The following is a 14326-nucleotide window of genomic DNA, read 5'->3' as shown; positions in this document are numbered from 1 at the left end:
GGTCGAGTTTTTCCGTGCCGAACTCTTCGAGAAGCAGCAGTTGCTGAGTGTAGGGCTGGGCCCCGAACAACGGGCTGGGCTTGCCATTGGTGGGGATCTTGAATGATGTTTGCTGGGCTGGCTGCAGCACGTTGTCGGTCGTTGGCGTCGTGCGGGTGCCGTACATACCATTGGGCAGGGCGATGGCGCCCTGGTAGGTGGGCGGCATGGTCAGAATGGCGTCCAGCGCGGCCTGGGGGTCGGCAGGTGGGTTGGTATAAGCCGAAGGATCCGTTGGCGGCGGATAGCTGACATCGTCCAGCGGTGCGGCGTTGACAGTGCCGAGGCTGATGTTGATCAGCATCACAGCGGCGATGCCCGGTTTGCTGAAACCGAGCGGTTTGAGGTCAGGCAGGCTTTTCATAGTGTTTCCCTCGGGGCGCGCCGATGTGGCTGACGTACGCAATGCGGTCGATGCAAGAGCTACGCCAATCACTAGGGAGTCTCGGAGGGTATGGAAGGCTGATTTGTATCAAGATATTAAGACTTTTCTGTAGCGCCGAAGTGGGTAGCAATCCTCAAGTTCGGGGGCCTTGACCCACCCATTTCCCCAATCACCTGCCACCCCACCATCACCCTTCGGACCGCAAGTGTCAGGCGCGTTATGATAGGCGGCCCTTGCCTCCCGGAGCCTGTCACCGCAATGCCCCTGATCAGCCACTTCAAGACCCCGTGCCCCGAGCACATCAATAGCCAGATCCTGCAGATGGTGGTCGACAACCTGACCGACATCAGCATGGTCGCGATCCCGCCCAGCAACCTGCTGTACAACCTTTATCAATACGCGATCGGCTATGAGGTGCACCTGTACCTGGAGGCGCTCAACGGTGAAAAAGGCATTGCCGTGGAGTTGATCGTTGCCACGGACGAAGACGATCCGCACAAGGTGCTGGGCTTTGTGCTGTACCTGCCGGTGCAGGACGACCCCGAGGCGTGCGGCGTGGCGTACATGGCGGTACAGGTCGAGTATCGGCGCCAGGGTGTGGCCCGGCGGATGCTGCGGGAAATGGTCGGCCGCTATCCCCATGCCGAGCTGACCTGCGCGGTGGCCAAGGTGCCGTATTTCGAGGCGATGGGTTTTCAGGTGGTGGGCGTGCGTGCGACCCAGGTGTTGATGAACACCCGCGACCACAGCACCGATGGCTTGATGGCGCTGCTGGACGTGGCGTCGATCTACAGCTCGCTGGAAGTGCGGCAGATTCATACCTACCTGCTGCAAAAGCACGGCAAGCGGGCCATGACCGACGCGGAAAAACAGCGCGACCGGCATCTGGACCAGTTGACGCGCAAGGCCAGTGAGTTTGTACGCGAACGCTTGGGTGATGACGCGGTGCCGGCGAGTGGCCCAAAACTGCGTTTGGTCTAGATCCATTGTGGGAGCGAGCCTGCTCGCGAAGACGGCGTCACATCCAGCATCAATGCTGGCTCACCCACCGCTATCGCGAGCAGGCTCGCTCCCACAGTGATTTGTGTTGGTTTTTCAGAGACAAAAAAAGAGCCTCAAAGCTCTTTGATGGGGAGGAAGTAGAGCCCTCGAGGCTCAAGATGCGCATGAAGCAGGCGGTGAGCTTGGTAGGGGTTCAGTTCACTCACCACCTACGCAGCGGCTTGCACAAGCAAGCGACTGCGTAAGTTCATCCTAAAAAGACCGAGTGTTTCACTCAAGTACCGCTAGTCGCATCCCCCGGCCAGCCGGCGCTGCGCAACGCTTTGAGCAGGGTTTCGGCGTCCAGCCCCGGCACCCCATGCCCGTTGCCTTCGGCGGTGTCGGCCGCGAGCAAGGCATTGATGATGGCTTCTTCCACGGCTTCGGTGGCGGCCAGGAACAACTCGCTGATGTGGTCGTTGTTGACCATGCTCAGGTTGTTTGTGGTCTGCGCTTTCTTGCTCTCGTAGGCCGCCGGTGGCACGTGATCGTTACCGGTGGCGAAAGCGATGAAGATGTCGCCGCTGTGGTCTTCATTGCCGCCGCCGGTGCGGGCCAGGCCAAGGCTGGCGCGCTGGGCCAGGCGTGTGCACTGGTGTGGCAGCAGCGGTGCATCGGTGGCCAGGCAGACCACGATCGAACCCATGCCCGGATGGGGCAGCGAGGCCTTGAGGAACGGCGAATCGACCTGTTCCATGTAGCGCCCGACCGGATACCCGTCGACGCGCAGTTCGTTACGGATGCCATGGTTGGCCTGGACAATCGCCCCCACTGTCCAGCCGCCCTGAGCGCTGTTCAAACGTCGCGACGCGGTGCCGATACCGCCCTTGAATTCGTGGCAGATCATGCCGCTGCCGCCGCCGACATTGCCTTCGGCCACCGGGCCACCCGCCGCCGAGCGCACGGCTTGGGCTACGTGTTCGGGCTTCACGTGAAAACCGTTGATGTCGTTGAGCAAGCCATCGAAGGTTTCCAGCACCACCGGCATGTTCCAGTAGAGGCGCCCGTCATCGGCTTGCTGTTCGCGGTCGACCACGATCAGCGCATCGCGCACCACGCCCAGGCTGTGTGTGTTGGTGAAGGCGATGGGGCTGGTCAGCAAGCCCGCTTCGCGTATCCATTCCAGCCCCGTGGCATCGCCATTGCCGTTGAGTACATGCACGCCGGCAAAGCACGGTTGCTGGCTGGTGGAACCGGCACGCGGTTCGATGACGGTGACGCCGGTGAGGATGTCGCGGCCGTTGGCCGTGCGTCCTCGTACATCACAGTGGCCGATCCGCACGCCGGGGACGTCGGTGATGGCATTGAGCGGACCGGGTTGCAGTTGGCCGAATTGGATGTTCAAGTCGCGGGCGCGTGGTTTCATGGTTTTTCTCATCTTCGATTCGTGGCAGAAAAAAATATTTGTTGGGCACCACGGACACTGTGGGAGCGAGCTTGCTCGCGATGGGGTCGTTACATTCAGCATCTATGGCAACTGATCCACCGCTATCGCGAGCAAGCTCGCTCCCACAGGGGTATGCGGTGTCCTTGCTATTGACCGTTTTTGACCTTGCTCCAGATTCGCGTGCGCACGCGCTCGGTCGCCGGCGGCAGGGGCTGGAGGGTGAACAGGGTGGCCATGGCTTCGGCTGACGGGTAGACAGCCGGGTTGTTGCGGGTCGCTTCGGCCACCAGCGTGGTCGCGCTGCGGTTGCCGTTGGGGTAGTTGAGGTGGTCGCTGACCGGGGCGATGACTTCAGGGCGCATCAGGTAGTCGATGAAGGCCATCCCTTGTTCCGGGTGCGGGGCGTCCTTGAGCAGTACCAGGGTGTCGAACCACACCGGCGCGCCTTCCTTGGGCAGGCTGTAGGCGATCTTCACGCCGTTGCCGGCCTGCTCGGCGGTGGTCTTGGCTTCGAGCATGGCGCCGGACCAGCCGACCGCCACGCAGATGTTGCCGTTGGACAGGTCGCTGATGAACTTCGACGAGTTGAAGTAGGCAATGTGCGGACGTAACTTCAGCAGCAGCGCTTCGGCTTTCTTGTAGTCTTCGGGGTTGGTGCTGTTGGGCGGCAGGCCGAGGTAGTGCAGGGCGACCGGCAGCATCTCCGACGGCGAGTCGAGCATGGCCACGCCGCACTCGCCGAGCTTGGCCAGGTTCTCTTCCTTGAACACCAGGTCCCAGGAGTCCACCGGCGCCTTGTCGCCCAGTACCGCGCGCACTTTATCGATGTTGTAGCCGATGCCGTTGGTGCCCCACAGGTACGGCACGGCGTACTGGTTGCCCGGATCGTTGTTGGCCAGTTTCGCCAGCAGATCGGTGTCCATGTTCTTGAAGTCCGGCATCTGCGCCCGGGGCAGTGGGGCGAGGGCACCGGCTTTGATCAGCGTGGGCAGACTGAAGTTGCTGGCCACCACCACGTCGTAGCCGCTGCGGCTGGTGAGCAGCTTGCCTTCGAGCACTTCGGCGCTGTCGAAGGTGTCGTAGACCGGCGCGATCCCGGTGTCACGCTTGAAGTCCTGCAGGGTATTGGGGCCGATGTAGTCGTACCAGTTGTAAACGTGCACGGTCGGGGCTTCGACGGCTTGCGCCGACAGCGACACCGCCAGACAGGCGCCAAACCCCAGATTGAAATACAAGCGGTGACGACTCATGATGCGGCACTCCTGGCCTGTTGCGGCCGGTGGTAATCAGGAGTTTGTAGCGTATCGACCGGGGTGGCCTTCACCCATTCCCATCATGGGTTACACAAAAGGGGTAGTGCGTGGACGCGTTGTTGAAAGAGTTGCCGGTGCACCAGGGGCTGGCGCGGGTCTTCACGACGGTGGGGCGGGACGGTTTCTGGCGGGCGCTGGTCGATACCCTGCGGTTGCTGGTGCCGCTGGACAACGCCCTGGTGGCGCTGATGCGCCCGGGCCACGTGCCGCGCCTGCTGATTGATTTCGATGCCAAGGGCAACAGTGCCGAGCAGGAAGAACTGGCGGACTACCGCGCCGGCATGTATCTGCTCGATCCGTTCTATCAAGCCGTTTGCGCCGGCATCGCCGACGGCTTGCACAGCCTCGAATCGGTGGCCCCCGACCAGTTCCAGCACAGCGAGTACTACCTGAGTTACTTCAGCACCGTGGTCGGTGGGGACGAGTTGCAGTTCATGGTCAACCTCGACGGTGCCGTGCTCGGCCTGTCCCTCGGGCGTTCGACGCGCTTTGGCCTTGAGGACCAGGGGCGCCTGCTGTGCGTGCGTGACTGGGTGCTCTCCGCGATGCGCCGACACCTGGACCTTCTGCCACCGGAAGGGCCGGTCGCCGAACCGCCGGCCGGCGATCTGGCGACCTTGCTCGATCGCTTCGACGCACGCCTGACGTTGCGGGAAATCGAAACCGCGCGCCTGATTCTCCAGGGCTTCTCCAGCAAGGCCATCGCCCAGCAAATGGGCATCTCCCCCGAGACGGTGAAAGTGCACCGGCGCAACCTCTATCACAAGCTCAACGTGAACGGGCATGGCGAGTTGTTTGCGCTGGTGTTGCAGCCGCGTTAATCCGGATTGTCTGGTTGACCAAGCCGTCGCCTTCGCGAGCAGGCTCGCTCCCACAGTTGAGCTGCATTCCATTGTGGGAGCGAGCCTGCTCGCGAAGGGCGCTATGCGGTCTTCAGACCTGCTGTTCCTGCCAATGCGCCTTGAGGTATTCGATGAACACTTTGACCTTGCGCGTGTTGCGCCGGTGGGCCAGGTACAGCACGTAGATCCACGGCCCGAACGCACTGGGTTCGCGCCAGTACTGCGGCATCAACTCGACCAGTTCGCCCCGCGCCAGATAGGGCGCGGCACTCCACTGCGGGATGAACTGTAAACCCTGTCCATCGAGCAGGCAGGCCAGCAGAAAATCAAAGTTGTCACTGGCCACCCGCGGCGTCGGTTGGGTCAGGCGTATCCGTTGTTCGCCTTGCTTGACCCACCAGAAATGTCGATTCAGTAGCGGATGGCGGAAGATCAGCCAGTCGTGCTGCTGATAATTGTCCAGTGAAACATCCTCGCCCTTACGGGCCAGGTAAGCCGGGCTGGCGCAGAGCAACACCTGGTTTTCCACCAGCGGCTGCGCGATCACGCCAGGCAGGTCGATGGGGCCGTCGCGCAGGGCCAGGTCGTAGCCGCCGTCCACCGGGTCTTCGAAGTTATCGCTCAGGTCCACTTCCAGTTTGACCTGCGGGTACGCGGTCAAAAAGCGACAGCACACCTGGTTCAGAAAAGCCGGCGCGAACGAGGGCGGGGCGGTGATCCGCAGGTCGCCGCGCAGCTCATGCTGCAACTGCTCCACGTCCTCGGTGGCCAGTTGCAGTTGCATCAGCGCCTGGCGTGCGCCTTCCAGGTAGATGCGACCGGCTTCGGTCAGCGCCATGCGCCGGGTGGTGCGGTCGAACAGGCGCGTGCCGAGTTCTTCCTCCAGTTGGGCCACGGCCTTGGTCAGGGCGGACGGAGTCTTGCCGAGCAGGTCGGCGGCTCGGCTGAAATTACCCTGTTCGGCGGTGGCGACGAACATGGTCAGGGCACTCATTTTATCCATTTATCTATTCCTGATAGGCACAGAAGTTGTGCGGGAGCAGGCATTCAGTTCTCGATTCGGCTTGGATAGTCTTGGCTACAGCCCAACAAAAATAAAGAGTCGCCCCATGAAACAGATTCTGACCCTGGCCGCGTAACTTGTCCTGGCCTGTTCCTCGATGGAAAGTATGGCCGCTGTCGACCTCATCCTGCACAACGCCAGGGTGTACACCGCCGAACCCGGCCAGCCCTTGCAGCAGGCCATCGCGGTCGAAAACGGCAAGGTCTCGGCGGTGGGTTCCGATGCCCAGGTGCTGCGGCTCAAACAGCCGGGTACGCGCATCGTCGACCTGGGCGGCAAGGTGCTGATGCCGGGGTTTATCGACTCGCACTCACATACGGTGAAGGGCGGCCTGCAATTGCGTCAGGCCAATCTGGACGGCGAGTTGCTGGCGCTCGACGAGCTGGAAAAGCGCCTGCGCCAGTGGCGCGAAGACGGCAAGGCCAAACACGGTGACATCCTCAGCGTCGGCGGTTTGCCATCGACTTACTGGAGCCAGGTCGAGGCGCTCGAGCAGCGCTTCAATCAGGGCGAATGGGCGGACACGCCGATTCTCTTTCTGGGCTGGGACCTGCACACGGGGTGGGCCAACCGGGCGATGCTCCAGCGTGCCGGTGTGGATGCCGCGCGGGTCAAGGCGTTGAAGGACGAAGAGCAGGCCACGATCGGGCATCACGACGATGGACGGCCCAATGGCTTCCTGGTCGACGCCGGCCTGTACCCGGTGCAGGCCCTGCTGCCAGCGCCGACCACCGAGGAATTGATGGCGGGCGCGCGTGCAGCCCTCGACTACTACAAAAGCCTGGGCATCACCGGTTGGATGGACCCCATCGCCAATGAAATTCCCGGCGGCGATGTGAACAATCAATCGCTGGGGGTGTTGCCGATCTACAAGGCGCTGGCCGAACGCGGCGAGTTGACTGCGCATGTGGCCGCACTGCTGATGGCCGATTCGAAAGCCACACCGGCCGATCTCGATGAACTGGACAAGGTTCGCCAGCAGTTTCTCGGCGTGCCCAACCTGACCCTGCCGGGGATCAAGGTGTTTGCCGACGGTGTGGCGGAAGTCCCGGCGCAAAGCGCCGCCATGCTGGAGCCCTACAAGAACTCGAAAAAATCCGGCGAATTGCTGATCGACCCGGCGCACTTCGGCGAACTGGTCAGCGCTGCCGACGCCCGTGGCTGGCTGGTGCACATCCACGCGATTGGCGACCGCGCGGTGCGTGAATCGCTCAACGGCATCGAACAGGCGCGCAAGGATCGACAAAGCGGGATTCCCCACTCCATCACGCACCTGCAAATGGTCAACCCGAAGGAATTCGCCCGGTTCAAACCCCTCGACGTGATTGCCTCGATGCAGCTGTATTGGGCCATGGCCGATGAGTCGAGCATGGACCTGGTCAAGCCCTATGTCAGTGCCATGGCCTTTCTGTATTCGTACCCGGCCCGCTCGTTGCACAAGAACGGCGCGACCATTGCCGGCGCCAGCGACTGGCCGATCACCACGCCGGATCCGTGGAAGGCGATCTACCAGGCGGTCAGCCGCACCGGCCCCAAAGGCGTGCTCAACGCCGCCGAAGACATCGACCGCCAGACCATGTTCCAGGCCTACACCCTCAACGCCGCCCGCACCCTGCGCCTTGAAGACCGGATCGGTTCGCTCAAGCCGGGCAAACAGGCCGACATGATCGTCCTCGACCGGGATGTCTTCACGGTCAAGCCCGAGGCCCTGCGCGATACCCGGGTGCTGCAGACCTTCTTTGCCGGCCGCGAGATTTTCGCCCGCAATCCCTGAACCCGATCCACCAGAACACACAAACCCTGTGGGAGCGGGCTTGCTCGCGCAAGCGGTGTATCAGGCAATACAGATGTCGACTGACACACCGCCTTCGCGAGCAAGCCCGCTCCCACAGGTTGATTACCCACGCAAAAAAGGAACACCGCTCGTGAAACTGCATTGTTTCGTCACCGACACCCACAACCCACAGATCCGAGGTCAGCAAATCGGCGAAACCTGGGCGGCGCAAATCGGCAAGACGGTGGCGCTCTATCTCGACTTTTTCAATCAGGTGGGCGTGGCGCCCGAGCAGGTGCGCGCCCTGGGCGAAGCCAGCCTGCAAGCCCTCACCGACTGGAGCCCGAGCCTGGCCCAGGAACTGGAAGCCACGGCCGAAGGCGCCGGGATTCCCCTGTGGCAACTGGCGAGCCTGAACGCCCGTACGGAAATCCTCGCGGTGATGCCTGCCTCGCTCGAGGGCGAATGCTCGACAGCAGTCTTCGCGCCGTCGGGGGTCGATGCGCCCAGGACCATCCAGACCTGGGACTGGCACGATTCGCTGGTACCCCACGGCATGCTGCTGCAACTGACAAACCGTTGCGGCATGACCGTCAAGCTGTTCACCGAGTTCGGCATGTTGGGCAAGATCGGTGTGAACAGCGCCGGCCTCGGGCTGCATTTCAACATCCTCCACCACGCCAGCGACAACGCGGTAGCCGGCGTGCCGGTGCACGCCATTGCCCGACGGATCCTGGAGGAGGCGACCAGCGTTGAAGAGGCCATTGCCCTGGCGCGGTCGGCGCGGGTCAGTGCGTCGACCGTCCTGACTGTGTTCTCGAACCATGATACGGCGCCACGGGCGGCGAGCATTGAAATGTCCGCCGCCGGCACCGCCGTGGTCCTGCCCGGCGAAGACGGCTGGATCACCCACACCAATCACTTCCTTGACCCGGTGCTGAGCCTTGGCGAGCGAACGCCGGATGCATCGACCACCTACGCACGCCTGGCCCATGTCAACGCGGCCCGGGTCGAGATGATCCATGGCGACTTGAATCGCCGGGCTGCGGCCATGTGCGGTGACGCCGGGGACGAGGCGCCGATCTGTTTCCATCCGGACCTGAGCATGCCGGCCACCGAGCGCTGGGAAACCCTGCTGACCATCGGCATCGACAGCGAAAACGCGGTCCTCGAATACGCCGCCGGCAACCCGATGCTGCTGGCCCGCGACGGCTTCCAGCGCTTCTGAAACGACGTCCTCCATAACAACAAAAAGAGCACTCGATATGGCTAGTTACGGTCATTCCCCGGCGGGTTCGCAGTCCGCCCTCAGAACCTTCTTCGTCTCCGGCATGGGCACCGCGCTGGAGTTCTATGACTTCGTCATCTACGGCACGGCGGCGGCGCTGGTGTTTCCCAAGGTGTTCTTCCCGCAGATGGACCCGCTGACCGCCACGCTGTTTGCCTTCGGCGCCTTTGGCGCGGGCTTTTTTGCCCGGCCATTGGGCGGCATGGTGTTCGGGCATTACGGCGACAGGATCGGCCGCCAGAAAATGCTGGTGATCACCCTGTTGCTGATGGGCTTGAGCACCCTGTTGATCGGCTGCCTGCCAGGCTATTCGTCGATAGGCCTGGCCGCGCCGGCACTGCTGGTGTTGCTGCGGTTGATACAAGGCTTCGCCGCCGGTGGTGAGTGGGGCGGGGCGGCGCTGTTCGGCATCGAGTCGGCGCCGCCCGGTCGACGAGGGTTGTGGGGCAGTTTCACGAGCATGGGGATCGGTATCGGCGGCATCCTCGGCGCGGCAGTGTTCGGCATTGTCAGTGTCGCCTCCAACGATCATCTCGCCGATTTCGCCTGGCGCATTCCCTTCTGGCTGGGCGGTGTGCTGGTGTTGATCGGGCTCTATGCGCGCCTGCAAAAACCCGTTGAACAGCGCGTCGAACACAAGACGCCGGTGCGTATGCCTCTGATCGCGGCACTGCGGGCACGGCCGAAGGAAATGCTGCTGTGCACCGGGATCGCGTTTGGCTACGTGACCATCGCCTACATCGGCAGCACGTTCTTTTTGTCGTACGCCACGCAGATCGGTTACGGCAGCACCGATGCACTGATCTTCGATTTTGCGCTGTCGGTGGCCATCGTGGTGACCGCGCCACTGTTTGCCCTGCTGTCCGACCGGATCGGCCGCCGCAAAGTGATGGTGCTGGGGGCGATCATCATGGCGCTGGGGTTCTTCGGGTTCTTTGCGCTGGTCGGTCTGAAAAGCCTGCTGATTTCAACCCTGGCGTATATCGCCGTCGGTGCCTTCATGGGCGCCACACAAGGACCTATCCCGGCGTTCCTGGCCGAGCAATTCCCCAGGGACATGCGCTATTCGGGAATGTCCGCCGCCTACCAGATCGGCGCGGCACTGGGCGGGGGAACCGCGTCGAGCGTAGCCACGGCAATCCTGATTGCCACTGATCACAATCCGCTCGGTGTTGCCGTGTATGGCTCGCTGGCGTTGGCCATCGTCGCGGTCTGTTCGTTGTTCCTCAAGGAAACCGCGCACTTGAGCATGGCGCAAATCGATGAGGACAGTGGGGCGTCGGTGCAGCGAGGCGTGCAGATAAAGATGGGGTAATCAGAGTCCGTAGGAGCCGGCTTGCCGGCGATGGCGGTGGTGAATGCAATGACGCCATCACTGGCAAGCCAGCTCCTGCAAGGAGAATCACCGACCTGTTACTTCTTACAGTATCGGCCCGCGCAAAAAAGGCTCACGCTGTCCACGATCCGAGCGAAGGACCGAGGATACCGTGAACGCCCACCCACACACTGCGACACCGACGCTGTCGGTCATCGATCCTCGCGCCCTGGCGATTCGCGGCGTGGGTTACTGTCGGCATCCCGACAGCGCCGGGATTGATCCGCGCATCACCCGGCAAGGTTTCGATGCGGCGGGGCGCTTGGTGGAATCGTGGGATCCGCGATTGTTGGGTACTGCGGCGAAGGCGAATGTGGCGTCGATTTATGGGTTGAATGGCCACGCCTTGTTGACCGACAGCGTCGATGCCGGTTGGCAACTGAACTTGCTGGATCAGAGCGGCTTGCCCTGTTCGTTCTGGGACGCTCGGGGCAGCCAGCGGTACCTCGAATACGACCCTCAGCGGCGTCCTGTCGCGGTGGTGGAGCAGGCGGTGGGAGAGGCTGCGCGCGTGGTCGAGCGCTTGACCTACGGCGGCTCCGATTCGGTGTTCGCCGGGCGCAACCAGTGCGGTCAACTGATCCGACATGATGACCCGGCCGGCAGTCAGATCTATCCCGAATATGGAATGGCCGCCGGGGTGTTGCAGGAAGAGCGGCGTTTTCTTGCCGAGCTTGAAATCCCTGACTGGCCTCTCGAACCCGAGGCCCGCGATGAGTTGTTGGAAACCCGCCCGTTCATCACCCGCTACACCTTCAATCCCACAGGCGAGCTCCGGCAGCAGACCGACGCCATGGGCAACCTCCGCACTTTCGGTTACGACCTCGCGGGCAAGCCGGATGAGGCCTGGCTGCAAGTGGCCGGGGAGGGGAAACCGCCAAAACGATTGGTCAGCGCCATCCGCTACAACGCTCTCGATCAGGTCGAAAGCGAAACTGCCGGCAATGGCGTGGTGACCCGTGTCGAATACGCGGCGGATGACGGTCGCTTGCTCAGGTTGCAGGCCGCGCTCGGCAGTCAAAAGCCGTTGCAGGACCTGAACTACGTTTACGATGCGGTGGGCAATATCGTCGAGCTGCAAGACCTGGCCCAACCGGTGATCCACTTCAACAACCAGCGCATCGACCCGGTCAACCGCTACCGCTATGACAGCCTGTACCAACTGGTCGAAGCCCGGGGCTGGGAGGTCAGCCAGCCGAGCCATGGTCCGACGCTGCCGGAGCTGTTGCCCACGCCGCTGGACCCCAACCAGCGGCGCAATTACACCCAATGCTTCGAGTACGACCGGGGCGGCAACCTGATCACCCGCCAGCACAGCGGCGCACCGGGTTTCTCGATGTTCACCTCGGCGCGGAGTAACCGCAGTCTGGCGCAGCGCGAAGACGGTTCGCTGCCGGGAGAGGGTGAAATTGCGTTGGGCTTCGATGCCTGTGGCAATCAACGGGAATTGCAGCGCGGCCAAGCCATGGACTGGGATATGCGTAACCAATTGAGCCGCGTCACGTTAGTCAAACGCGAAACCGAGCCCGACGACTACGAAAGCTACCGCTACGACCGCCCCGGCCATCGCTTGCGCAAAGTGGGATTCACCCAAAGCAGCGGTCGAACCCTGCGCACCGAAGTCCGTTACCTCCCCAGTCTGGAAATCCACCGCCAGGCCGATGGCGAGGAACATCACGTCATCAGCATCGAAGCCGGGCGCAGCAACGTACGGGCGCTGCACTGGCCCCAAGGTGAGCACAGCGACCAGTTGCGTTACAGCCTCAGCGATCACCTCGGCTCCAGCACCCTTGAACTGGACGACGAGGCGGGCGTGCTGACCCAGGAACACTATTACCCCTTTGGCGGCACGGCATGCTGGGCGGGGAAAAGTGCGTTGGTGGCGAAGTACAAGACCCTGCGTTATTCGAACAAAGAACGGGATGCGACGGGGCTTTATTACTACGGATTCAGGTATTACGCGCCGTGGTTGCAACGGTGGCTAACACCTGATCCAGCGGGGAGTCTAGACGGCCTGAACCGTTACCAAATGGTTGGAAGCAATCCATCCAGTTTCTACGATTGGCAAGGGACTATTAAGGTTCCCGTGGATATTTTTATAGGCGATATAGTTAGTTTTTTGGCAAAAGATATAGGTACAGGATGGTTTGAAGAACTCGTCTGGAACGAAGAGCAAAGTACCTTCCTGAGCGTTGGGCCAGTCTACGGTCGAAGTCTAAAAGTGTTTGAGGGAGAGCGTTCTGAGTGGGCTCCGTCTGAGTTCGGCCAAGCGATCACTTTTTTTCGCGATCAAAATAATAAGCTTCGTCTCTTCGCAAATATGCATTTCCAGCATATGGGTATACAGCCTGGTATGGGGCTTCCAGAGTTTGCCGGAGTAATGAAGCGTGATAGTAGTGACTCGTCAAAATTTATCATCAACAATCATTCCGGTCATTATAAACCTGACTCTTCTATTGATGTTGAAGCAATGATTCATGAAATCGCTCCACAGCAGCAATCCGTTAGATATATACCGATTCCTGAGAGCTCCTCGTTTGATGCAACGCTTCGATTAGATTCCATTGACTCACCAGAGGAATACTCGCGCCTTGTGAGTGCTTTCAAACGTGATTTCAAGGGCTTGATCGTATATCTAAAAGAGCAGGGGGTTTGGGATGCCGCGAAAGAGCGTTTTGGTAACAGTGAGGGAATAAATATCATCTTCAAAATGGAAGAGACCGGACGTACAGCTCAGCAAATTTATGATGAAGAAGATAAACTCAGGAACGCCAGAGTAATGGCTAGTTCTGAGGAACCTGTCAGTAATGCCGCCACGACGACGCTCCCACAAGCGCAGGCAAAACCCAAGAAACGTTCGTTTTTCCAGAAATTGTTTGGTTAGTGCTGAGAGCGCGGTGATTACCCGCCACTGCACGATAATTCTTATTAGTTTTCCAACGTGAACACCAACGCCTTCAACCCACACTCAAAATCCGCATCCGGAAACTCCGGCGGATTCTCCAGCCGCTGCTCGAACCGCAAGCTCGGCGCCTCACGTGTCACGCCATCGATCAGGAAGTCGGCGCCAAACGCCGGGTCGTTCATGCAGGCCAACACCGTGCCTTCAGGGCTGAGCAATTCCGGCAGGCGGCGCAGCACCCGCTGGTAATCCTTGGTCAGCAAAAAGCTGCCTTTCTGGAACGACGGCGGGTCGATGATCACTAGGTCGTACGGGCCTTTGCCGATCACCTTGCCCCAGGACTTGAACAGGTCGTGGCCGAGAAACGTGACCTTGCCCAGGTCGTGGCCGTTGAGGCGGTGATTGTCGCGGCCGCGGCTCAGGGCCGGGCTGGACATGTCGAGGTTGACCACGTGGCTCGCGCCGCCTTCGATGGCCGCCACCGAGAAGCCGCAGGTGTAGGCGAACAGGTTCAGCACTCGCTTGCCCTGTGCATGGGCACGGACCCAGTCGCGGCCATAACGCATGTCGAGGAACAGCCCGGTGTTCTGTTTGCGGCCAAGATCCACCCGGTATTTCAGGCCACCCTCGGTGATGGTCATTTCTTCGATGACTTCGCCCAGCAGCCATTCGGTGGTGCTTTGCAGCAGGTAGCGATGTTGCAGCAACAGCGTATGGGCGCCGGATTTTGCCCACTGATCAGACTGGGTGATTGCCATCAGCCGCTGTTTCAGGTCTTCCAGTTGCGCCGCCTCCGGCTCCTTGAACAACGCCACCAACACCACGCCCTGCAGCCAGTCCACGGTCACTTGCTCCAGCCCCGGCCAGCAGCGGCCACGGCCGTGGAACAGGCGACGGGTTTCGGCAGGGGCGGCTGC

General features: G+C 61.4%; 10 protein-coding genes and 1 pseudogene. 6 read left to right on the top strand and 5 right to left on the bottom strand.

Annotated elements, in window-relative coordinates:
* Positions 1–403, bottom strand: a pseudogene (locus PMI26_RS26145) (copper oxidase); the annotation flags it as partial.
* A gap of 279 nt (positions 404–682) precedes the next feature.
* Between PMI26_RS26145 and PMI26_RS26150 the strand changes: the two are divergent.
* Complete coding sequence (locus PMI26_RS26150) at positions 683–1405, top strand: GNAT family N-acetyltransferase (RefSeq protein ID WP_033047405.1); 723 nt, start codon at positions 683–685, stop codon at positions 1403–1405.
* Positions 1406–1700: 295 nt separating this feature from the next.
* Here the strand turns inward: PMI26_RS26150 and PMI26_RS26155 are convergent, their stop codons facing one another.
* Positions 1701–2831, bottom strand: a complete 1131-nt coding sequence (locus PMI26_RS26155; protein ID WP_007970651.1) for a DmpA family aminopeptidase — start codon at positions 2829–2831, stop codon at positions 1701–1703.
* 167 nt (positions 2832–2998) lie between these two features.
* Positions 2999–4102 carry an extracellular solute-binding protein gene (locus PMI26_RS26160; protein ID WP_007970650.1) on the bottom strand — a complete coding sequence of 368 codons (1104 nt, stop codon included), beginning with the start codon at positions 4100–4102 and terminating at the stop codon, positions 2999–3001.
* A gap of 110 nt (positions 4103–4212) precedes the next feature.
* On the opposite strand from PMI26_RS26160, the gene PMI26_RS26165 reads away from it, so the two are divergent.
* The gene (locus tag PMI26_RS26165; RefSeq protein WP_007970649.1) at positions 4213–4986 is read left to right on the top strand and encodes a helix-turn-helix transcriptional regulator; all 774 of its coding nucleotides are present in this window, start codon (positions 4213–4215) and stop codon (positions 4984–4986) included.
* 112 nt (positions 4987–5098) lie between these two features.
* Here the strand turns inward: PMI26_RS26165 and PMI26_RS26170 are convergent, their stop codons facing one another.
* Positions 5099–6010: a LysR family transcriptional regulator gene (locus PMI26_RS26170; protein ID WP_007970648.1), complete on the bottom strand. Its 912-nt coding sequence runs from the start codon at positions 6008–6010 to the stop codon at positions 5099–5101.
* Positions 6011–6167: 157 nt separating this feature from the next.
* Between PMI26_RS26170 and PMI26_RS26175 the strand changes: the two genes are divergently transcribed.
* The 4 genes from PMI26_RS26175 (at position 6168) to PMI26_RS26190 (ending at position 13391) form a co-directional block, all read left to right on the top strand.
* On the top strand, positions 6168–7844 hold the full coding sequence (locus PMI26_RS26175; protein WP_007970646.1) for an amidohydrolase: 1677 nt from the start codon (positions 6168–6170) through the stop codon (positions 7842–7844).
* Between the two features lie 151 nt (positions 7845–7995).
* Complete coding sequence (locus tag PMI26_RS26180) at positions 7996–9072, top strand: C45 family autoproteolytic acyltransferase/hydolase (protein WP_007970644.1); 1077 nt, start codon at positions 7996–7998, stop codon at positions 9070–9072.
* Between the two features lie 37 nt (positions 9073–9109).
* Positions 9110–10447 (top strand): MFS transporter, encoded by a 1338-nt coding sequence (locus tag PMI26_RS26185; RefSeq protein WP_007970643.1) that lies wholly within the window; start codon positions 9110–9112, stop codon positions 10445–10447.
* 172 nt (positions 10448–10619) lie between these two features.
* Complete coding sequence (locus tag PMI26_RS26190; protein WP_007970641.1) at positions 10620–13391, top strand: RHS repeat domain-containing protein; 2772 nt, start codon at positions 10620–10622, stop codon at positions 13389–13391.
* 44 nt (positions 13392–13435) lie between these two features.
* Here PMI26_RS26190 and PMI26_RS26195 read toward each other — a convergent pair.
* The coding region (locus tag PMI26_RS26195; protein ID WP_007970640.1) for a class I SAM-dependent methyltransferase at positions 13436–14326 on the bottom strand (891 nt) is incomplete at its 5' end.

Source organism: Pseudomonas sp. GM33 (assembly GCF_000282295.1).
GTDB lineage: Bacteria > Pseudomonadota > Gammaproteobacteria > Pseudomonadales > Pseudomonadaceae > Aquipseudomonas > Aquipseudomonas laurylsulfatiphila.
The sequence above is the reverse complement of the archived record's forward strand: the minus strand, read 5'-3'. Positions and strand labels throughout refer to the sequence as shown.

Coding starts and splice junctions, on each gene's coding strand:
- PMI26_RS26185 (WP_007970643.1), top strand. CDS start 9,110: ATGGCTAGTTACGGTCATTCCCCGGCGGGTTCGCAGTCCGCCCTCAGA.
- PMI26_RS26170 (WP_007970648.1), bottom strand. CDS start 6,010: ATGGATAAAATGAGTGCCCTGACCATGTTCGTCGCCACCGCCGAACAG.
- PMI26_RS26155 (WP_007970651.1), bottom strand. CDS start 2,831: ATGAAACCACGCGCCCGCGACTTGAACATCCAATTCGGCCAACTGCAA.
- PMI26_RS26160 (WP_007970650.1), bottom strand. CDS start 4,102: ATGAGTCGTCACCGCTTGTATTTCAATCTGGGGTTTGGCGCCTGTCTG.
- PMI26_RS26150 (WP_033047405.1), top strand. CDS start 683: ATGCCCCTGATCAGCCACTTCAAGACCCCGTGCCCCGAGCACATCAAT.
- PMI26_RS26175 (WP_007970646.1), top strand. CDS start 6,168: ATGGAAAGTATGGCCGCTGTCGACCTCATCCTGCACAACGCCAGGGTG.